Annotated in this window: 17 protein-coding genes; 8 read left to right on the top strand and 9 right to left on the bottom strand. The window is 38.5% G+C overall.

Annotation, left to right across the window (positions count from 1 at the left end):
* Positions 1-73 precede the first annotated feature (73 nt).
* Genes ESU54_RS10320 through ESU54_RS10310 form a run of 3 tightly spaced genes read left to right on the top strand, consistent with a single transcriptional unit; the run spans position 74 to position 3,368 of the window.
* Positions 74-763: a histidine kinase gene (locus ESU54_RS10320; protein ID WP_111844182.1), complete on the top strand. Its 690-nt coding sequence runs from the start codon at positions 74-76 to the stop codon at positions 761-763.
* The gene (locus ESU54_RS10315; protein ID WP_111844183.1) at positions 760-2,604 is read left to right on the top strand and encodes a sensor histidine kinase; all 1,845 of its coding nucleotides are present in this window, start codon (positions 760-762) and stop codon (positions 2,602-2,604) included. Before ESU54_RS10320 ends, ESU54_RS10315 begins: the two co-directional genes overlap by 4 nt.
* An 11-nt stretch (positions 2,605-2,615) precedes the next feature.
* Positions 2,616-3,368 carry a LytR/AlgR family response regulator transcription factor gene (locus ESU54_RS10310; protein WP_111844184.1) on the top strand — a complete coding sequence of 251 codons (753 nt, stop codon included), beginning with the start codon at positions 2,616-2,618 and terminating at the stop codon, positions 3,366-3,368.
* A 21-nt stretch (positions 3,369-3,389) separates the two neighbouring features.
* Here ESU54_RS10310 and ESU54_RS10305 read toward each other — a convergent pair whose 3' ends face one another.
* From ESU54_RS10305 to ESU54_RS10290, 4 genes are all read right to left on the bottom strand, one after another.
* A complete protein-coding gene (locus tag ESU54_RS10305) occupies positions 3,390-4,268 on the bottom strand; it encodes a DUF808 domain-containing protein (RefSeq protein ID WP_111844185.1) in 879 nt (292 codons plus the stop codon).
* Positions 4,269-4,415: 147 nt separating this feature from the next.
* A complete protein-coding gene (locus ESU54_RS10300; protein WP_111844186.1) occupies positions 4,416-5,387 on the bottom strand; it encodes an alpha/beta fold hydrolase in 972 nt (323 codons plus the stop codon).
* A gap of 204 nt (positions 5,388-5,591) precedes the next feature.
* Positions 5,592-7,202 (bottom strand): hypothetical protein, encoded by a 1,611-nt coding sequence (locus ESU54_RS10295; protein WP_111844187.1) that lies wholly within the window; start codon positions 7,200-7,202, stop codon positions 5,592-5,594.
* A 220-nt stretch (positions 7,203-7,422) separates the two neighbouring features.
* Complete coding sequence (locus ESU54_RS10290) at positions 7,423-9,564, bottom strand: S46 family peptidase (protein WP_111844188.1); 2,142 nt, start codon at positions 9,562-9,564, stop codon at positions 7,423-7,425.
* 332 nt (positions 9,565-9,896) lie between these two features.
* On the opposite strand from ESU54_RS10290, the gene ESU54_RS10285 reads away from it, so the two are divergent.
* The gene (locus ESU54_RS10285; RefSeq protein WP_111844189.1) at positions 9,897-11,654 is read left to right on the top strand and encodes a T9SS type A sorting domain-containing protein; all 1,758 of its coding nucleotides are present in this window, start codon (positions 9,897-9,899) and stop codon (positions 11,652-11,654) included.
* Between the two features lie 52 nt (positions 11,655-11,706).
* Here the strand turns inward: ESU54_RS10285 and ESU54_RS10280 are convergent, their stop codons facing one another.
* Complete coding sequence (locus ESU54_RS10280) at positions 11,707-12,753, bottom strand: RluA family pseudouridine synthase (RefSeq protein WP_111844314.1); 1,047 nt, start codon at positions 12,751-12,753, stop codon at positions 11,707-11,709.
* Positions 12,740-13,372, bottom strand: coding sequence for a PASTA domain-containing protein (locus ESU54_RS10275; RefSeq protein WP_111844190.1), 633 nt, complete (start codon positions 13,370-13,372; stop codon positions 12,740-12,742). The genes ESU54_RS10280 and ESU54_RS10275 overlap by 14 nt, the downstream gene beginning before the upstream one ends.
* A gap of 200 nt (positions 13,373-13,572) precedes the next feature.
* Between ESU54_RS10275 and ESU54_RS10270 the strand changes: the two genes are divergently transcribed.
* The 4 genes from ESU54_RS10270 (at position 13,573) to ESU54_RS10255 (ending at position 18,600) form a co-directional block, all read left to right on the top strand.
* The gene (locus ESU54_RS10270) at positions 13,573-14,550 is read left to right on the top strand and encodes a D-alanine--D-alanine ligase (protein ID WP_111844191.1); all 978 of its coding nucleotides are present in this window, start codon (positions 13,573-13,575) and stop codon (positions 14,548-14,550) included.
* A gap of 82 nt (positions 14,551-14,632) precedes the next feature.
* The gene (lpxB, locus tag ESU54_RS10265; RefSeq protein WP_111844192.1) at positions 14,633-15,748 is read left to right on the top strand and encodes a lipid-A-disaccharide synthase; all 1,116 of its coding nucleotides are present in this window, start codon (positions 14,633-14,635) and stop codon (positions 15,746-15,748) included.
* A 45-nt stretch (positions 15,749-15,793) separates the two neighbouring features.
* Positions 15,794-16,381, top strand: a complete 588-nt coding sequence (locus ESU54_RS10260) for a C40 family peptidase (RefSeq protein ID WP_111844193.1) — start codon at positions 15,794-15,796, stop codon at positions 16,379-16,381.
* Between the two features lie 194 nt (positions 16,382-16,575).
* Positions 16,576-18,600, top strand: a complete 2,025-nt coding sequence (locus ESU54_RS10255; RefSeq protein ID WP_111844194.1) for a ComEC/Rec2 family competence protein — start codon at positions 16,576-16,578, stop codon at positions 18,598-18,600.
* A gap of 27 nt (positions 18,601-18,627) precedes the next feature.
* Here ESU54_RS10255 and ESU54_RS10250 read toward each other — a convergent pair whose 3' ends face one another.
* The 3 genes from ESU54_RS10250 to ESU54_RS10240 all read right to left on the bottom strand — a co-directional run bounded on the left by ESU54_RS10250 (position 18,628) and on the right by ESU54_RS10240 (position 22,473).
* The gene (locus ESU54_RS10250) at positions 18,628-19,161 is read right to left on the bottom strand and encodes a thioredoxin family protein (protein ID WP_111844195.1); all 534 of its coding nucleotides are present in this window, start codon (positions 19,159-19,161) and stop codon (positions 18,628-18,630) included.
* Between the two features lie 84 nt (positions 19,162-19,245).
* The gene (locus tag ESU54_RS10245; protein ID WP_111844196.1) at positions 19,246-21,033 is read right to left on the bottom strand and encodes a peptide MFS transporter; all 1,788 of its coding nucleotides are present in this window, start codon (positions 21,031-21,033) and stop codon (positions 19,246-19,248) included.
* A 33-nt stretch (positions 21,034-21,066) separates the two neighbouring features.
* Complete coding sequence (locus tag ESU54_RS10240; RefSeq protein ID WP_111844197.1) at positions 21,067-22,473, bottom strand: peptide MFS transporter; 1,407 nt, start codon at positions 22,471-22,473, stop codon at positions 21,067-21,069.
* Between the last annotated feature and the right edge of the window lie 29 nt (positions 22,474-22,502).

The following is a 22,502-nucleotide window of genomic DNA, read 5'->3' as shown; positions in this document are numbered from 1 at the left end:
CTTAAAAATTAAGGCAGCCTTTTTAAACATAACCTTATTCTTTAAAAGTATCATAGCTAACTCCCTTTTTAATATGCTTCCCAAAAATAAAGATGCCGAAAATACCTCCGATGAAATAGCCGCTAACCTTTCCGAGGAAATTGCCCAACTGCAACTGAAAGCTTTTAGCACACAAATGAACCCACACTTTGTGTTCAATGCCCTCGCTGCTGTTCAATATTTTATTACCTCAGGCGACAAAAAAGCATCTTTGTTCTATTTGTCAGTTTTCAGTAAACTCATCCGTTACTATCTAAAACAAATTGATAAAAATTCTGTGCTGTTGATAGAGGAAATTGGAATGATCAATGCCTATCTTACCCTTCAAAAATTGCGCTACAAAAACCAATTTGATTACCACATTCACCCTAACTTAGAAATAGCAAAAAACGCTTCTATACCACCTTTTATTCTTCAAAACCTGTTTGAAAATATCATTGAGCACGCCATTCACAACCAATACAAAAACTACAGAATGGAGGTAACATTTGAAACCTCCCCGAAAAAAGTAATAGCCCTGATAAATTTTAGCTACGAAGAAGGCTCGGGAAAAACCATAAACTATATTCCCGATTACCGAAAACAATTGATAAAATGGCAGGAACAAATTCGGCAACACAACAGTTGTAAAAACTATAGCATAAAAAAAAAGATTACATTTAATAAAAATTACGACGGGAAAGGAGGGAAAATATCATTGAGTCTGCCAAACCTATCAAAATGAAACGCTGCTTCAAAATTTTTCTTTTTTGCTTTTTACTTTTTCAGTGCACTGCGCTGCTTCACGCACAGCAGAATATTGACTCTCTAAACATTACGGTCCCTTATACAGTCTTCAGGTCCATAGGCGATTCGCTTTCCATTGAAGCCTTGATTTCTAAAAACGAACTTTTTCAAACCCCAAACATCACTTCCGCAAAAAATAACCGCAAAGATGCTTATTGGGTCCGTGCCGATTTTTCTTCCCTAGCGCCCCTTTTAAGCAAAGACAGCCTGTGGTACCTTCAAACAGGTGGTTTTTACAATATAACTTGCTATTTTCAAAATCGAGAAAGCATTGACATTAGACAATACGGGCCACTAAACTCTGATGAAAAATACAGCTTTTATAAACCGCGGGACGGTGTTTATTTTGGACAAAAAAATTTAATAAATGGTAGATTCCTGTTTTTTAAAATAAAACTTTACTCCTCAAAAGAAGATTTCAGCAACCTGCATCTAAAATTGCGTTCTGCCCAACAAAAAAATATAGAAAGTCACTATTATCGATGGGAAGATGTGGTGGAGAGTTCCAGAGATTATCTTTTTGCAGGTGCTTTTATTGTGATTTTCTTCTTCACTTTTGTCACCTACTTTATGTCCAGAAAATTGGACTTTCTTTTTTATTCGCTTTACACCCTTTGTCTTCTTCTCTATTTGGGCAGAAGTGCATATAATATTGTCGTCTTTGTAGCTGTCGATTACCCCATAATAGCCAATTGGAGCCATACCTCCCTTCAAATATTGATCAACCTATTTTATATAGCATTTGCAAAAAAATATATGGAAACCGCTATATATTATCCCAAACTCGACAAAGCTATACGCTGGACCCTAGTGTTTTTGATAGTCTTGATTCTGGTAAACACCTATTTCTCCCTAACATTTCAATTGGACGAACAACAGATATTGATGAACCTTCACAGGCTTATCATGTCGCTTTTTGCCCTTGCTGCAATAATCTATTTATTGCGCTATGGAAAAAGAGGCTTGTATTATTTTATAGTGGTCGGTTCACTCATTTTCACAGCAGGATCATTAATAATGCTCTTTACCGGAGATAGACATTATATGATGTTAGGCAGCGTGCTAGAGGTTCTGATTTTTGGAATGGGACTTAATTTTAAGATGCGCAAAATGAGTAAGGACAGAATCCAATTACGGCAGGCGGCCCACGAACATCAAATAAGCGCATTACGAGCACAGATGAACCCCCACTTTATATTTAACTCCTTAAGCTCTATTCAGCATCTAATAACCTCGGGTAATAAAGAATCCGCTATTAAATATCTTAACAAATTCAGCCTTTTGATGCGAAACCTTTTGGAAAGTTCCATTGAATCGAAAATTGTGTTGAGTGAAGAAATTTCCCTGTTAAAAAAATACCTAGAACTTGAAGCCTTGCGCTTTAACAATTCTTTTAAATTCAGTATTTCAGTAGCTGAAAATTTGGATGCCGAAGCCATTGAGGTCCCTGCCCTATTAGTACAACCTTTTGTGGAAAATGCAATCCTACACGGACTTCTCAATAAACCAGGCAATGATAAATTGCTTAAAGTTCGCTTCAGAAAAGAAGATACATTCGTTATCTGTGAAATTGAAGACAACGGTATTGGTAGAAAAGCCTCCGCAGAAAAAAAATCGCCCCTAAAAGCCTCAAAAAAATCAAGAGGTATAGAACTGACTGAAAAAAGACTCGAACTCCTAAATCAGTCCCAAAAAAACAGTATCGATATTATCGACAAAACCAACGAAGAAGGAGAGGCTGAAGGCACTTTGGTTATCCTTAAAATCACAATCGAATAAATCCCATAAACATGAACCTTAGAGCCATAATTGTCGACGACGAAAAACACAGCCGCGAAACACTAAATAACCTAGTAATCGAATTTTGTGAAGATGTAGAGGTCTTGACAACTGTTAGTAATATTGAAGATGCCGTTTTAGCGATAAAAACCCTAAAACCTGATCTCCTATTCCTAGACATTGAACTGCAAACTGGCACAGGCTTCGACATTTTAGAACAATTGAATGAGGTAAATTTTGAGGTTATTTTCACAACCGCTTTTGAACAATATGCCCTAAAAGCAGTAAAGTTCAGCTCCTTGGACTATTTACTAAAACCTATTGATTTGGACGAACTGCAGAAGGCAGTAGAAAAAGCAAAAAAAATAAAGGATAGGAACATCTACAGCAAACAACTGGAAACCCTTATCCACAACCTAAAGCAACAACAGCCCATTAACAATAAAATATGCCTGGCTACTGCAGATGGCTATGAATTTATAAACGTTGAAGAAATTATGTACTGCAAAGCAGAAGGTAGCTATACTTCTTTCAAACTTATAAGCGGAATAAACCTTTTGGTCAGCAAGCATTTAAAAGAATACGAAAACCTGCTTACCGACCAGTATTTTATGCGCGTACACAACAGTTATTTGATTAACCTAAACGAAGTGAAAAAATACGTAAAAGCAGACGGAGGATACATTCTAATGAATAACGGCGAGCCAGTTAGTATTTCCCGAAGCAAAAAGGAAGATTTTTTTAAAATTATGAATCTTTCGTAATAAAGGAATATTATTATTTAACTACGTCCCTTTTACAATGCTCCACAACTTCTTAACCATTACCACAATTACCAAACAAACAAACCCAACCAACAAGCCCACAATAAATTCAAGAATAAAGGAAGGCAGTTGCGGTAAAAAATGATGAAAGAAATCAACGTTGTGAACAAAAATTCCCCCAGAAACCAAAATCAAGGCAATGGTACCAATAACACTCAGACTCTTTATTACTTTTGGAAGGGCCTGTACCAATAGTTTGCCCAAAGTTTTTGAAAAACTTTTCTCTTTCTTGCTATATTTTATCAATTTATACCCCGCTTCATCCATCCGTACTATGAGTGCAACAATGCCGTAAACCCCTATCGTAGCCAAAATAGCTATAACGCTTACCACCATAATTTGTGTGCCAATAGGCTCCTTAACCACACTCCCTAAAGCAATTATCACAATTTCCAGTGAAAGGATAAAATCGGTTACAATGGCAGATTTTACACGTTCTTTTTCAATTGCCAATATTTCACTTTCAGTAAGCCCTTCCGCTACAAATGATTCGTTTGAGTGTGCGTGTGGGAAAAAGAATTCATATATTTTCTCGGCACCCTCATAGGCCAAATACAAACCTCCCAACACTAAAATTATAGTTACTGCCCAAGGTAAAAAAGCACTCAGTAAAAACGCAATTGGCAGAATAATCAACTTATTTAAAAATGAACCTTTGGTGATTGCCCACAGTACTGGAATTTCACGAGAAGAAGCAAACCCGGAAGCTTTTTCAGCATTCACTGCCAAGTCATCCCCCAAAATACCCGCCGTTTTTTTGGCGGCCACCTTGCTCATCATCGCCACATCGTCAAGTAGTGCAGCTATATCATCCAATATTGCAAAAATCCCCGATGCCATATATTTTATTCTATTTTATATTTTAGTAAAAAAGCCCTTTTGTCAGTTCGAGCGCAGTCGAGAACTACACCCTATAAATTTCTAATATAGACCTTGTTACCAAATACACAAAAAGTAACTTTGGCAAGAAGACTATCTTATATTTCCTCAATCACCTGTTTCTGCACTTTTCATAAAATCAATCATCTTTTTATCTACAATTTCAGCCTGATCTACAGACAGGAAATGGCCAGAGTTGGAAATAACCTCACCCCTGCCTTTCGGTAAGTATTTTTCGGTTAGTTTAATAGTGTGTTTTGTATTAAACATATCGTCATCTCCAATTAAAACAAGGACAGGCATTTTTAAGGTGCTCAATTCGTTATTCGGGAATGGCTTCATCTGCGGCAGGAATTTTTCGACTGTATCATTTTTAAGGCCAAGGCGATACTGGGCCAAATAAGTTTCATCAATTTTACTTGGGTTTTTTGACAGGGTTTCCATAGTGCGCCACACCCCATCTTCCTTTGAATAAAATACATTGAATATATTTTTCAGCAAGTCCGTACTCGGTGGAATCCACATAAAAGTCTGTACTGGACTCAACAGAATCAAACTTTTTATATTCCTTTTACTATGAAGCGCTATATCCGTAGCAATCCAGCCGCCACGAGATGTTCCTATCAAATGAAATGATTCTAATTTCAATGCCCAGAATACCTCTTCATACCAAGCAGTAATTTCTTCAATATTTTTAAAATTAGCAGTTTTATATGACTTTCCGGGTTCAATAATTAGATCGATTGCAAAAATACGGTGTTGCTCAGCCAAAGCTTTGGCATTCGGATACCACATTGTGGAACTCGCACTCATTCCGTGCAGCAAAATTACTGGTGTGCCATCTTTTGGTCCACTCACCAACACATGGGCAATTCCTTTTGAAGTTGTTATATAAAGATCTTCATAAGCTACGCCCCATTTTTGAAGGGTTTTATCATAAGCTTCATAATATGCTTTATGTGTTCGATCCGGATGTGCAATATATTCCGGCACTTTTTTAAACTCTTTATATTCGTCCTTTTTGCACCCAACAAAAAGGATAAACACAAGTAAAAATAGTAGTGCTTTAAAATACTTCATTTATAAAATTTAATGGCCAAATTTACATGATTAATATTCATTAAAAACCATTATCATAATATTGGTTTTAATAGATAACACAATTTTGTTTTCTGAAAAAGAAAGAATAAAAGATCCGGCCTTCTTTGAAATAAGAACACCCTACATTTTTCAATGCGGGGTGTTTTTATTTTACAAAGTGTATTTGGTGTTAACTATTAAATCTTATTTAGTTCCGCCATTTCCACCATCATCATTCTGTGAACCCGGACGTCCAAACAATATATAATGCACATCTTGAAATTGCCCACCGGGTGGAGGGTTGTTTTGGGTGGTATAGCCCGCGGCATCAAACATTCTTCCATTGGGGCTATATCTCCTTATACTGGTGTAATCGCCATATCTGCCAACTGAACTTGTACTCAATCTTGGATAATAAACCACAAAGTCTCCCATAAAACCTGCTGCGTGATGGGCTTCCGTAGTATCGCCGCCCCAACCCAGTGAGATGCCAACTTCCCCATCGCTGTTGGTCGAAAAACAAGGATATGCAAAGGCATAGTCATCATTCCAAATCTGCATTTGTTCAATAACAGACCAATCAGATCTACGAACTTTCACTACCTGTATCTGGGCATTTGAAAATCCTCCCCCTGCGCCCGCATTCCATGCATACCAAACTTCACCACTCCTTCGTGTGAGGCCAATAACTGCATTTCCAGGGAAACCAAATGACAGCCAGTTTATTCCCGAAGGAGTATTGGAGCTGTAAGCCTGTGTCCAGGAATTGACATTCCTATCTCTCCAGTAATAAGTATTTTCCGATTCCTTCCAAGAGAACAACCGCATTTTACTATTACTAACATGGCCCGCCCAAAAAATTTCGTTTCCTGTATTTTGGCTAACGTGGCCTCCGTAAGCATTGCCGCCATCAGTAGCTTGGGTAAACCAAAAGGTAAATCCAGAACCCACACTGATTTCACGTAACGGCAGACGCATCACAATCAACCCAGTACCAACCGCATCACTGCTAATATAAATTGAATTATCGCCGACAGATACATCAGGATAATCTAATGCCCCTGTGGTTGCACCCACTTGTGTGCTGGTAATGTCCCAATAGGTCCAAGCAGTGGCATTGGAGTTGATCACGTCTGCGGTGCTAGCCGCAGCAACCCTTATTATATTGGTACCCCCCAAACAGTTGGCTCCGTTGCCACAAAACTGCATAAACCAAATAAACCGGTCAATAGACGGGACGTATTGTATAATCTGGTCGCAACAAAACCCATTACTTATGTTTGTCCCTGAAGCATCGTTCACGGGGCCGCTGGGGAAAATGGTGGTTGGGTCAATGGTCGTAAAGGTGTTACCGCTGTCCAAGGAAAGCCGCACTTTTGAATTATAAGAATACAATACCACATTGGAATTTGCCGCCGCATTTACATCAGGGGTCATATTTACGCCATTTCCGGTGCCTTCGTTGTCAAATTGATAAAAATCAACAGCAGCCCCAGGTGGGTTTGTTGGGTTACCAAGGCTATCCAAAGCAATTTCTTTTAGATCGATTTTCTGAAAATGAGGTTTTAAATCCCCGCGAATAGGTCCATTGGGTACTTCATAAGCCTTATCGTCATTTTTGTCTTCCTCCATAGGCGTAAAAGGAGGATATTGTGCCCCACTTACTTTATGGGCCTCCACCGTACTGCTTTTAGCACGTCGGGTTTCCAGAGTGGGATCATTAGGATCAGTTTGGTTATTACACTTCCATAACCATAAAATTAAGAGGATTATCAATATTAAAAAGATAATCCAGAAGAAGGTATTTCTTTTCATGATAAATGAGTTTAATTTATTAGTTTAAGCAAATACTAAGGTAAGCAATTTTAAAGCACAACTAATTAAATGATAGCGATAATTAACTTAAAACCAGTGCGATAGAAAACTTAATCCAAAAAACAACTTTACGTAAGGAATAAAGAAACCCCCACATATCCTTAGTTATTGGATTTGTGGGGGTTTTAAAGAAATGCAACTTCTAGGTTGCCTTAAAAAATTATTTCGCCAATGTCAGCTCATCAATAATATGACTTGCCCCTGCGTATTTATCAATCAAAAATAATACATAACGAATATCAACATTGATGGTGCGCTGCAGTTGATCATCAAAAATAACATCTCCAGCCATGGCTTCAATGTTTCCGTCAAAAGCCAAACCTATCAACTCCCCTTTTCCGTTCAATACCGGAGAACCAGAGTTTCCACCGGTAATATCATTATCGGTCAAAAAGTTTACGGGTAAATAGCAATCTTTGTCAGCATACTGCCCGAAATCCTTTTTCTCATAAAGATCGATCAACTTCTTGGGCATATCAAATTCATCATCCCCTGGTTGATATTTTGCAACCGTGCCTTTTAAGGTGGTATAGTAATTTTTATTGGCATCGTTCCGTTTATCCTCAGGCAAGGAAATTACCTTTCCATAAGTAAGGCGTAATGTACTGTTGGCATCGGGATAATATTTCCCATCAGGATTTTGTAATCGTATTCCCTCCACCATCAATCTGTAAGCGTGTTCAAAATCATTGTCCAACTGTTTTTCTTCTTCAGATTTATAGCGGTAGCGCGTCATCAAATCAGTTGAAAGCTGAAAGAGTGGATCGTCCTTTAAAATGGCAGCATTTGGCGCTGCCATAAAAGCTTGTACCTTTTCCTTTGTTTCAAAAATGCTGTTTTTAAAAGCAGTGTCTATATAGTTTTTCCAACCTGCCTCAGTTTTGTTGTTTGCCGAAGCAGCTTGAGCCACCATCGGTGCAATATCCTTAGCTTTTGTGGAATAAAGTTTAAGCTGTGCCGCCAATACGTCTTTCTCTAAAGGAAGATAAAGCCCTTCATAAAAATCATCGATCTCTGCATCCAATTTAGGTTTCATTTCCGCCTGCTTTGCTTCGTTCTGTTGCAAATAATAGTTTATATCATTGCCCAAACGGTATGGAATGCTCGCCATTCTGGTTCTTAACAACAGACCTATATAATTGTTATGCCTGCTGTTCTCGTTGGTTTTACTGTAATAATTATTGATAACAGACATTACATCTGCATACTTTTTGTTTTCTTTTTTGGAAGCCCATTTCTGAAAAGCCTGTTCGTCCTTGCGTTTGCTTTCTGCAGTTTTATGCTGCGTAAGTGCATCAATCATTCCTTGGCGGTTTTTCCAATAATTGGCAGTGGAGGCATAACTTGAGGCATAGTCAAGTTTTACCTGCTGATCCTTGTCCATATACTTCTTCATCACATCCATAGACGTTTTTGAAGCCTCTACCCAAGCGGGATATGCGTATTTTACGTTTTGCTCAATTCCTCCCGAAGGCATCCAGCGGTTGGTTCTTCCCGGATAACCCATAATCATGGCGAAATCATTTTCCTCAAAACCTTTAATGCTTGTGGTCAAGTGATATTTAGGCTTAAGCGGTACGTTGTCTTTTGAATATTCCGCAGGATTACCGTCCTTATCGGCATATACTCTAAAAAGTGAAAAATCGCCAGTATGTCTCGGCCATTCCCAGTTGTCGGTATCGCCACCAAATTTTCCTATGCTCGCAGGTGGAGTTCCAACCAAACGCACATCGTTATAATCTTGATATACGAAATAGTAAAACTCATTCCCTTGATAAAAAGATTTCACTGAAACAGTAAATTTTCCACCTTCGTTATTTTCTTGCTCAATCTTGGCAATCTCACGATTTATGGTTGCTTCGCGTTCGGCTTCGGTCATAGTATCATTCACCAAGTTCAAAATGCGCTTTGAAACATCGTCCATTCTCACAAAAAAGCGAACGGAAAGCTTTTTCGGCTTTAATTCCTCCCCCTGATTCCCTGCCCAAAAACCATTGGTCAAGTAATCATTTTCAGCGGTAGAAAGCTCGGCAATAGAGCTATAACCACAGTGATGGTTGGTCAGCACCAATCCGCTGTCCGAAATAATCTCGGCAGTACAGCCACGGTTAAACTGTACTATGGCATCCTTAAGACTGGCATGGTTGATACTGTAAATTTCTTCGGGCGTAAGTTGAAGGCCCATTTTTTGCATATCGCGATAGTTCAACCGCTCAATGTGCATTAAAAACCACATGCCTTCATTGGCCTGCATAGGCAAAACAAAAGCAGCAAGGAGAAAGGAAATAATTAATTTTTTCATTAGAAAGAGGGATTTTTATATTAACAAATACGATAAATAACCACCAAAAAGCACTGAAATTTATCGGTCGGTAAATATAAACGGATTCCCCATTTTTCCTTCTTTTGCCTTTCTAAAAAGAGCAAGAATTAAGGAACTTTAACATTTTGTTAAGAGAAGTTTTTCCAAGCAAATTCATTCCCATTTTCAAATAAACTTCAATTTGAATCTAATTTTCTGTACTGAAGTATAGAATTATATGCAGAGCATTTTTCGATAATCAATACTCGAAGGTTTTTAAAACCCTACATTTATCATTAACTTTATAGATAAGAATTTCAAAAACCAATCTCATGAAAAAAACAATTACCTTCTTGTCTTTACTTTTTCTCGGAATAGTAACTATTGCCACCGCTCAACAACAAGGCAAAATGGCCAGCTTAAACGAAGATGGCACCATTTCGGTTGAAACCGTTACCCTACCTGAAAACTATTACAACCAAGAACAAACCCAAGTATTTGACCAGCTATGGCGTTTTGGCGAACCAGCACACCCCAACATCAAAAACAGCCGCGGTACAACTTTAGCAGATATAGACAATGACGGTGTAGACGAAATACTCTACGGAATATGGAATACCCTCTACGCTTTAGAAGGCGACGGCTCTATTCTCTGGGAAAAACCCGTAAGCGGTACTATCCTGCTCCCACCTACTGTTGTGGATTTAGATGGTGACGGTACCTTAGAAATTATCCTAAACACAGGTGGAGTCCCCAATGCAGGCCGAGTCTATCTCTTAGACCCTTTGGGCAACGACCTGCCTGGTTGGCCTTTAAATTTTGATGACCACTGGATGATAAACGCCCCAACCGCCGCAGATGTAGATGGCGATGGCATTTTAGACATCGTAACCGGGGAACGCGTAACTGGTGTTCAAGGTTTTGTGCACGTCATCAAAATGGACGGCACACCTCTCAACGCCAATTGGCCCGTAGAAGTAGGTGCTACGCCCGCTTTCACTCCCTCCATAGGCGATGTTGACAACGACGGAAACAATGACGTAGTAATAGCCGCTTCATCTGCAGGCATGTACATTTTTGATAACCAAGGGCAAGTATTTCCTGGTTTCCCAGTGTTTGACCCAACGGTAAACTATTCATACCAGTCCCCTATCCTTGCAGACCTAGACGGCGACGGCGATTTGGAAATAATAGGAAGCAACCACGGCGATGCTGCCGGTTTCTATGTTATGGAACACGACGGTAGCTACAAAGCAGGCTGGCCTATTGCGCTTGGCGGTTGGACCTATTCCCCCGCAACGGTATTGGATGTGGACAATGACGGTATTTTTGAAATCTTTATGTCAGACAGAAACACAAGTAGCACAGTAGGCGACCCATTACCCACAATCTATGGCCTAGACCCAGGGGGTAACAACTTACCTAACTTCCCCATAGAAAAATACGGCGGCACCGAAGGGGTACTCTCTATTGCAGATGTTAATGGCGATGACATTTTAGATATTGTATTCCCAAGCGTTATCACAGATGCCGCAGGTGAAGGTTTTATCCATGCCTACTCCCTAGATGGTAGCGGTGAAGTTGCTGGTTTTCCATTAAGACCACACGGTTATACTTTTTTAAATGGAGCCGTTTTAGGCGATGTGGACAATGATGGCATGTTAGATCTTACTGCAAACAGTTACACCCTAACCTTTGGCGCTGGTGTTGATTCCACCTTCGTGAATGTTTACAACCTGAACGTACCCTACAATCCAAACACCATTAAGCGAAACGGCTATAAAGGCGACAATACCCGCGACGGTCTTGTGGAACTTGAAATCCCTATTGGAATTGCAGAGTTTAGCACTGCTCCAGTGATAAGTATATTCCCTAACCCTTCGGAAGGCATCCTGACATTTACAATTCCTTCAGCAATGCAAAACGCAAAAGTGAAGATTTACAGCATAGATGGAAAGCTAGTTTTTTCTGAAGAAAGAAATCTGGAAACAACCTCCACTTTTAATCTGAAACATTTAAACAGCGGTCTGTATTTCGTAACTATTTCTGATGGAAAGCATACTTCTACCGCGAAGTGGGTGAAGAATTAAAATAATTAATTGTCCGGTCGAGCGCAGTCGAGACCTCTGCTCGACTTGGCAATTACTCTTTAAAGTTCTGCGAATAATTCCGCCACTTCTCTAAACATGCTTCTATATCTTCGGGAATGGGACATTCAAAACGCATAAATTCATTAGTAACGGGATGAACAAATCCAAGTGTTCTGGCGTGTAAAGCTTGCCGTGGCAATACCTTAAAACAATTATCCACAAACTGCTTGTATTTAGTGAAAGTTGTTCCTTTCAATATCTTTTCGCCCCCGTAACGTTCGTCATTGAAAAGCGTATGGCCTATGTATTTCATATGCACACGGATTTGGTGGGTGCGGCCAGTCTCCAAACGGCAAGAAACAAAGGTTACATAGCCCAAACGTTCCAAAACTTTATAGTGCGTAACAGCTGGCTTTCCTTTTTCTTCGTCATCGTTCTCGTAAACTGTGTTCTGCAAACGGTTTTTCGGGTGACGGCCAATGTTGCCTTCAATAGTCCCTTCATCTTCCTCAACATTTCCCCAAACCAGCGCCACGTATTCACGCTCCGTGCTTTTATCAAAAAACTGTTTGGCAAGATGCGTCATCGCTTCCTCCGTTTTTGCAACTACTAATAATCCGCTAGTGTCTTTGTCTATTCTGTGGACAAGTCCGGGGCGATTACTGGAATTATTTGGAAGGTTTTCGAAATGATAAGTCAACGCATTTATCAGCGTTCCGCTATAATTGCCATGCCCTGGATGCACAACCATTCCTGGTTGTTTATTCACTACAAGTACGGTATCGTCTTCGTAAACTATATCTATCGGAAGGTTTTCGGGCACTAAAAGAAATTCATACGGCGGATGCTCAAAAAGCACCGTCACCACATCATTGCCTTTTACTTTGTAGTTTGATTTTACGGGAAGGCCGTTAACGTGAATATTTCCAGCCGTTGCAGCCTTTTGTATTTTGTTTCGGGTGGCTTTCTCAATCAAGTTCATCAGATATTTATCAACCCTGAGTGCGCCCTGCCCTTTATCTGCTTTAAAACGGAAATGCTCATAAAGATCATCGCTACCGTCAGTTTCTTCTATTTCTTCTTCCTTAAAATTCGCCATTGTTCTTTTCTTCATTTTCAACGGGAGCCTCTTCATCGCCACTCGTTGATTCTTCATTAGATTGAATTCTGTTAAGCGATTCATCACCCACGATCAAATCTATTATCGATGTCTTTTGAAGCGGGGTGCCCGGGACGAGCTTTTCGCCTTTATAGCGCATTTCCAAAACATTGTCGCTAATATGTGGGCTAAAACTTATTTTTCCTATTTTAAAGCCCATAGCTAACAAGGTTGGCTCGGCTTGGCGACGGGTGCGGCCCAAAACATCGGGCACCTCAATCTTTCTAAATCCTGATGGGTTTAGCGTTAAATAAAGTTTACGGTTTTCCTTTACAAATTTTCCAGATTTTGGAATCTGCTCTATCACAGAATACTTTGGATATTCTGGATTATAATTTGCCGAATCCAAAATTTCATACCGAAGATCCATTTCATCCAACACTTCCTCTACTTTGTCCAATGACATTTTGGCGAGGTTAGGCACTTCTATCGTTTCATTGTGGTTTGTACTAAAACGTAACCACCATAAAATCAAAAATGCCAAAACTAGAAGTGCAACAATAGCCAAGAGCAACTGCTTCAAAAATGTCTTGGAAAACACGAACTGGAAAAAAGTCATACGTTTGTTTGTTAATGCGCAAAAATTTAAAGCCCAAAGGTAGTATCTTTTGTTGAAATTGAAATCGAAATCGAGATTGAATCCATTGTCAACAGATAACTGATAACTGATAACGGACAACTCCAACTTTTTAATACTTTTGTAAACGCAGGTTTTCCTAATTTATTAAAAAGTTTTCGGAAAACACGTAATCAATTGTTATGGGTAAAAAACATATTGCCGTTGCCATGGGCGGCTATTCCAGCGAGTTTGAAATCTCGATAAACAGTGGCGGAGTGGTTTGCAACGCCCTCGATAAAAGCAAATATGAAGTGTATCCGATCCATATTTTGGAAGAAGGCTGGTACTTCGTTGCCAAAAACGGCACAAAACATCCGGTAAACAAAGCTGATTTCAGTTTTAATAATGGCACCGAAACTATTCACCCCGATGCTGTTTTCAACACCATTCACGGCACTCCAGGCGAAGATGGTTATTTACAGGCCTATTGGGAATTGCTGGGAATTCCGCACACCAGTACGGATTATTATCAAGCTGCACTAAGTTTCAACAAACGTGATTGTCTTTCTGTTTTAAAAAACTTCGGCGTTCGCGCTGCAAATTCATATTATGTGAACGAAGGCACCGAAATCAATCTGGATGAAGTTATACTAAAAACGGGCCTACCTTGTTTCGTAAAACCAAATCGTTCCGGTTCTAGTTTTGGCATTAGTAAAGTGAACAATATGAATGAAATAATGCCTGCAATTGAAAAGGCATTTACAGAAGATACTGAAATAATCATTGAAACGGCTATAGTGGGAATTGAGGTTTCCGTAGGCGTTTATAATAATGGGAAAGAAATAATTGCGCTACCAGTGACCGAAATTGTTTCAGAAAACGAATTCTTCGATTACGAAGCCAAATACCTTGGGAAGTCACAGGAAATAACCCCTGCCAGAATTTCAGAAGAAGAAACAGAAATGGTCAAGAAAGAAGCTATTCGTATCTATAAATTACTGAATATGAAAGGCATCACCCGCAGTGAATTCATCATAGAGAAAGGAAAGCCCTATTTCTTGGAAATAAACACCAACCCAGGGCTTTCAACAGAAAGTATTATTCCAAAACAAGCCCGCGAAGCAGGAATGACGTTGACAGAATTTTTTGATATATTGATTCAGAATGTACTAAAGTAGTTTCAGCTTACAAGTTGGTAGTTGCAAGTTTTATTGCAGCACAACCTTTAACTTGCAACCTGCAACCCTCTAACCAAAACCAATGAAATACTACCTCATAGCAGGCGAAGCATCCGGGGATTTACACGGAGCCAATTTAATGAAAGCCCTAAAAAAGGAAGACACTGAAGCTGACTTCCGTTTTTGGGGTGGCGATTTGATGAAGGCTGCTGGCGGGATTGAGGTAAAACATTACCGTGATTTAGCATTTATGGGCTTCGCCGAAGTGGTGATAAATCTTGGCACCATTCTGAAGAATATTAAATTCTGCAAAAAAGACATCGAAGCCTTCAACCCTGATGTAATTATTTTTATAGACTATCCAGGCTTTAACCTTCGCATCGCTAAATGGGCGCGACAGAAAGGCTATAAAACACATTATTACATTTCCCCACAAATCTGGGCTTGGAAAGAAGGCCGCATCAAAGAAATAAAACGCGATGTGGACGAAATGTATGTAATCCTCCCTTTTGAAAAGGATTTTTATGAAGAAAAACACAACTTCCCCGTACATTTTGTGGGTCATCCGTTGATTGACGCTATCTACAACCAAAAGCAAGTTGACCCAGAAACTTTCAAAAAAGAAAACGCACTAGACGAACGTCCCATTATAGCATTGCTTCCCGGAAGCCGAAAGCAGGAAATAAAAAAAATGTTGGAAATAATGATTTCTGTTGCTAAAGATTTCAAGGAATATCAATTTGTTATTGCAGGTGCGCCAAGCCAAGAGAAATCGTTTTATGAAACATTTCTAAGCACCAAAAACGTACATTTTGTTACCAATAAAACTTATGACCTTTTGAGTATTTCTCATGCAGCGCTGGTTACTTCAGGAACCGCCACCTTGGAAACCGCACTGTTTAAAGTGCCACAAGTAGTTTGTTATAAAGGCAGTCGGGTTTCGTATGAAATTGCAAAACGCGTTATTAAATTGGACTATATTTCATTGGTGAATTTAATTCTCAATAAAATGGTTGTAACTGAACTTATTCAAACCGACTTCAACAAAAAAAGGCTGAAAGGGGAATTGACCAATATTCTGGATCCCTACAAACGCGCCACAATGTTTTTGGATTACTACGATCTCGAAAATGCACTCGGTGGGCGTGGTGCAAGTGAAAACACAGCCAAACTAATCCATTCAACAATCAAGAAGTAAATAAAATTTCATATTTTTAAACATTAATTTACTATTCTTCCATTGATGAAAAAACTACTGCTCCTTTCTTTTTTCGCATTATTCCTTATTTCCTGCGGAAGCACGAAGAACACGGGCAAAGTTCCTGAAGCGATTATTGGCAAAAATGAAACGAAAACAGTGCGGAAAGTGAATCCGCATAAAAACGATAAGGTTTCCGTACGAAAAAATGAAGAAGAAAGCGAAGGCACAAACAATGAGGAAAGCCCGAAGACAATAAAGAAAGGAATAATTGATTACGCCAAAACCTTTCAAGGCACAAAATATAAATTTGGCGGCACCACAGATGCAGGAATGGATTGCTCCGGATTAGTATATACAGCTTTCCAGAAAGAAAATATTACATTGCCCCGAATATCGCGGGACATGGCCACCAAAGGGATTCTTATTTCCTTTAAAGATATTGAGGAGGGCGATTTAGTCTTTTTCAAAACGAGTCGCAAAAACACCATAACCCACGTGGGTTTGGTAGTAGAAGCAAAACGTGGCGAAGTAAAATTTATCCACTCCACAACGCAAGCCGGTGTTATTATTTCATCACTCGATGAAGATTACTGGAAAAAAGCTTTTGTAGAGGTTAGACGGGTTATTTAGCATAGCAATCTTCCTTTTAGCAATTTTTGCTTTTCTGAGAAATATTTTCTACTTTTAAGTTTATTCTCTCCAATTGATTTAAGGTTTTACTTAAGTCTTGGGGTATTAAATGAGCAATTCCCAAATATGTTTTCTATAACATAATTAATATTGGCGAATTCCATCTGACCTCTATAAACTAAAAAAGGTTTCAGATGAAATTCATAAACTTCGCAGTCGTAAAGTTTTCAGTTTTTCTGGTTTTGGGAATTCTCACTTCGCATTTTTTCCCTACTTCAACTTTTCTATTGAAATATCTTTTGGCACTTCTTTTTGGAGTAGCAGTGCTATGGCTATGGGCCCGAAGGCAATTGATTCAAAACGTTTACTTCGGAATTGTTACCTATTTATGCTTTTTTGCCAGTGGTTATTTCAGTTATCAAATAAGATTACCACAGTTTCAACAATATCATTATTCGCATTATGCAGCTGAAAATAAAGCGGAATTGTTACAGTTGAAAATCACTCAAAACCTAAAACCTGATAAATTCAATTTGAAATATTTTGCGGAGGTAAACGCAATAAATGGCATAGCTACACAAGGAAAATTACTGCTGAATGTTTCCAAAGATTCTTTAAAAAAATCATTTTCAGCCGATGAAATTTTATTGGTCTACACCACCATTTCCGAAATCTCAAAACCGCTGAATCCACATCAATTTGATTATTCAAAATATATGAAATCGCTTGGGGTTTACGGTCAATTACGCATTGCTGAAAAAGAAATTTTAAAAACAGCGCAAGGAACCCCAACCTTAATGGGAGCGGCTCAAAACCTTCGTGCTGGGATTGTAGAAAAACTTCAAAAAACAAACCTGAAAACCGATGAACGCGCTATAATTCAAGCACTGGTTTTGGGTGAAAAGAAAGACATTGACAAAAATTTGTATAACGAATATGCAGCTGCTGGAGCTGTGCATATTTTGGCCGTTTCTGGGCTGCATGTGGGGATACTGTATGTAATACTCGCATTTGTTTTCAAACCATTGTCCAAAGGAAAATATGGTGTGTTTTTTAAATCTGTTTTGATTGTTCTACTTCTTTGGGGTTTTGCCTTGCTTTCTGGCCTCTCACCTTCAGTTACACGAGCGGTAACTATGTTTAGCTTTTTTGCATTTGCCAAACTTTTCGATCGTGAAACAAATTCGATAAATACATTGTTCCTTTCGTTTTTGGCTCTTTTAATCATTAACCCACTTTGGTTGTTTCAGCTTGGGTTTCAGTTGAGTTATTTGGCTGTATTTTTTATTGTTTGGCTGCTTCCTCTTTTCTATAAAGCTGGTTATTCAAAATACTGGATTGTCCGTAAAATATGGACAATATTGGCCGTTACCGTATGTGCGCAAATTGGCGTCCTGCCATTAAGCCTGTATTATTTTCATCAATTTCCCGGTTTGTTTTTAGTGACCAATATTGTAGTATTGCCCTTTTTGACAATTTTGATGTGCGGTGGAATTCTTATAGTACTAATGGCTACGTTAGAAATCCTACCAGACTGGCTAGCTTCAAGCTATAACTTTTTGATTGAGGGACTCAACGGCTTTATACATTGGGTTGCGTTGCAAGATGAATTTCTATTCAAAAATATTCACTTTTCATCCCTAAAAGTTGTTGGAGCGTATGTATTGATTATTCTTTTGTCAATGTTTTTAATGAAAATGAAGTACCGCAGATTGGTGGCTTCTTTATTGGCAATTTCAGCATTTATAACAATTTATATTTATGATGAATTAATAACTTCATCGAACCAATTAGTCATTTTTCAGAAAAGCAAGCAGACGCTTCTAGGCTATAAAAACGGGAAGGATCTTTTACTTTTTCGAAATGATTCAACTAAAAACAATGCTGAAAACTATCCTATAAAATCATTTAAAACCGCAATTAATATTGAAACATATTCTGAAGAAAAACTTCCCCAATTATTTCAATTTAATAACAAAAACATACTGGTATTGGATAGTCTGGGCGTCTTTCCAAAGCAAAAAAAAATCCACACACTTTTGCTCACCCATAGTCCAAAAGTAAACCTCAACAGACTGATAGATAGCTTAAAACCAAAACAGATTATTGCTGATGGGAGCAACTATTATACGTATGTAAAACGCTGGGAAAAAACCTGCAAATTAAAAAAGCTCCCATTCAGCCATACTGCCAAACAAGGAGCTTTCCCAATAGAATAGCCCGAATATGAAACCGAAAATGCTATCCTAAAATGTGTATTTAAAATCTTTTTGATAATCCTCCCAAGCCTCCGTTGTGGTAATTTTCAAATAATCATCGCTGTGGATCATTTTTAGAAAAATCTCCAGTTGCTGAGGTGTTCTATACCCAGGTACTGCCTGAATAAGATCACCGTTTTCCTTAAAGAAAACAACAGTTGGGTATGCATTTACTTTTAATGCGTGCGCAAACAAATGTTGTGAATTCCTTCCTTTTCTTTCTGCCTGATAGTTTGGGTTTGTATAGACAAAATCCTGATAATCCACTTTCTCAGTACCTTCGGCATTAAACTTTACTGCGTAATAGTTTTTGTTAACGTACTCAATAACTTCTTTATCGCTAAAAGTATTTTTATCGAGCATTTTGCACGGACCGCACCATGTGGTGTAAACATCCATAAAAATCTTTTTGGGTTCCTTTTTTTGCGCCGCAATGGCCTCATTCATTGTCAGCCAGTTAATTTCCTGAGAATTAACCGAACCAATGGTCAATAAAAAAACAAACAGTAAAATATTTTTCATCTAAATCTTTTTAAAAATTCCAAAATAATAAAACAAAAAGCGTTCCACAAAAAGGAACGCTTTTATTGTATAAAGTATTGTGTTTTAACGAATGCCGTGCATTAATTTTTTCAACACAGGGTTTAAAAGCATGGAAATTATTCCTACTGCAATTGGAATTAAGGTAAATATCAAAAAGAATGTTCCCATGGAATATTCTGCCGAAATTTTATCAATCATTCCCCCCATAGTATTTGCAGCTTTTTGGCCAACTGCTATAGCAAGATACCAAACGCCAAACATAAACCCAATCATACGCGCTGGCACCAATTTACTTAAATAGGACAGTCCTAATGGAGAAAGACAGAGCTCGCCCATAGTGTGCATCAAATAAGCTAAAATAAGGAAAATCATACTCACTTTGGCGGTCATTGCTCCCGGAGGAATGTCTGAAGCACCGTAAGAAAGAATTGCAAAGCCCAATCCCAATAGAATTAAACCAATTCCATATTTTACAGCAGCACTTGGGTTGTATTTGCTTTCCCACCATTTTGAAAATATAGGCGCCAATGTAATGATGAAGAATGAGTTTAAAATCCCAAACCAAGTGGCATCTACTTCCAACTCAGTTTGACTGAACTTATCGTACAATCTAAATATTACTAGCCCCCAAATACCTATAAATGCTAGCACAAGTGCAACGTTAGATATAAGTATTCTATTATGGGTCTTTTTAACAAGCAAGTAGATTACCCAAGAAATAATAATTAAGGGGACAGTAGTTAAAAGAGCATCCACAATTTTGAAAATAATGGCAGAATTCCCTGAAAGTTCCCTATTGGTATAATCCTGTGCAAAAAGGGTCATGGAACCCAAAGATTGTTCAAAAAATGCAAAAAAGAATACGGTGAATAGACCAAAGATAGAAACGGCAATTAATCTATCTCTTACTATTGGTAAATAACGCGCTATTCGGGTAACCAATAATATTAAGAACATTGCCAAAGCTGCAAGCACCACAATATTGGTCCCATTCATTCCACCTATTTCAAAAGGCACTAATGATGTGTCATAAATTTTTTCCAATGGATCGTTGAAAAGATATAACAAACCACCAACCGAAGACAGCACAATCAGCACATAATCAAACATTGTGAAAGGGTTCAACTTGATTGCAATTTCTTCTTCCTCTTTGCGCAGTTCAGGTCTTTCTTCATTTATATTTTGAGGTATTTCCACCTCGTGTACCTTGGAAGGTTTCGCACCAATATCACCAAATATTTTATGCGCCATTAAAAATTGAAGCATTCCAAAGAACATAAAGATACCTGCAAGACCAAAGCCCCAAGCCCAACCGTAATTTTCGGCCAAATAACCACAAAGCATCATTCCGAAGAATGCCCCTGCATTTACGCCCATATAGAAAATGGTATAAGCACCGTCTTTTTTGGACTCTTTGCCTTTGTACATTTCAGAGATGATGGAAGTAATATTCGGTTTAAAGAAACCTGTACCAATAACCAAAAGCGCAAGACCTAAATAAAATGAAGCCGTTGTCTCCATAGCCATAGAAGCGTGGCCCAAAGTCATTATTACACAACCAATAACCACTGCCATTCTGTAACCAGTTATTTTATCTGCAATCCAACCACCAATGATTGGGGTTAAATACAGTAGCGAAGCATAAGTGCCAATAAGTGCCAATGCGTGTTCCCGTGGCCAATCCCATCCAGGATTATCGGTAAGTAGCGGTGCCGTCAAAAACAGCACTAAAAGGATTCTCATTCCGTAGAAGGAAAAACGCTCCCACATTTCGGTAAAGAAAAGTATAAAAAGTCCCGCGGGATGTCCTAAAACTTTGTCTTTAAACAGATTTTCTATATCGGTATTCATCAGCTTATGCTTTGGTTAATTTACTTCAAAAAATTAATTGCCTTTGTTGAAATCTGGATCTGCCAATTCATATGGCTCGTTATCGTCATTAATTTCACGTTCGTTGTCTTCTGCTCCATGGGTCAGTTTTTCCAATTTCTTTCTAACTAACATTACCAAAAACCCGAAGACTACGCAGAAAATTGCAATTCCAGTAAATACTGTATATTCTCCCAAATCTGAGGCTGATTCACCCAAAAGTCCGGCAACTTTATTTCCAAAACCTGTCATTGCAAAATAAACCCCCATCATAAGTGAGGCATATTTCAACGGAGCTAATTTGGTAATATATGAAAGTGCAACCGGAGATAAACATAGCTCTCCAACTGTATGGAATAAATATGCCGCAACTAACCAATACATAGCTGATGATCCATCGGCGTTATATTGAGCCGCTGCTCCTGTCATAAAAAAGAAACCGGTACCCATTATTATTAATCCGAGACACATTTTAAAAAGGGAAGTTGAAATTTTTCCTTTCAACTTTCTATGAGCCCAATAGGCAGCAACACTTGTACCTAAAATAATAATGAAAAGTGCATTTAAAGATTGGAACCAAGAAGCAGGTACCTCCCAACCCATCAACATTCGGTTGGTTTTTTCGGAAGCATAAATATTCATTAAACCTCCAGCTTGTTCAAAGGCACCCCAGAATACAATCACCAAAATGAAAGAAATGAACAATACAATCATTCTATCTTTTTCAATTTTGTTTAGCGGTCTCTTCATTGCTGCTTTCTCCTCTTCATTTTGAGAGTTATTAGTGTTGTTTCCAACATATTTAAGATGCTTTTGTCCAGCCATATATTGAATCAACCCCAAGAGCATTCCTATTGCGGCAAGCCCAAAACCGTAATGCCATCCATAAACTTCACCTACATAACCAACAATTAGACTTGAAAGAAAAGCACCTACGTTTATACCGATATAAAATATGGTGAAACCTTTGTCTCTTCTAATATCGCCAGCCTTATAAAGACCACCAACCATTGTTGAAATATTTGGTTTTAACATCCCTACCCCAGCGATAATAAGTCCTAAACCAGTATAAAATGCCCACATTTCTTCTACAGAAAGAATACCGTGGCCCAAAACCAGTAAAATTCCACCAATCAGCACAGACTGTTTTTGTCCTAAAAATTTATCGGCAATCCAACCTCCAGGAATGGAAGCTACATAAACCAACATCGTGTATGTTCCGTAAAGTGAAAGTGCATCTCCATTGGTCCAGCCTAAACCAGGGTTGCCACTACTTGCTTCTGCAACCAAGTAAAGAACCAAAATGGCACGCATTCCGTAATAGGAAAAACGTTCCCACATTTCGGTAAAAAACAGGATATAAAGACCTACTGGATGTCCAAATAATTCCTTTTGCTTTTGATATTGAAGTGCTTCTGACATAAAATTATGTATTAGTTAGAGTTAGTTGA

This window comes from Aequorivita antarctica (assembly GCF_007997155.1).
Taxonomy (GTDB): domain Bacteria; phylum Bacteroidota; class Bacteroidia; order Flavobacteriales; family Flavobacteriaceae; genus Aequorivita; species Aequorivita antarctica.
This window is presented reverse-complemented; position numbering and strand designations above follow the sequence as displayed.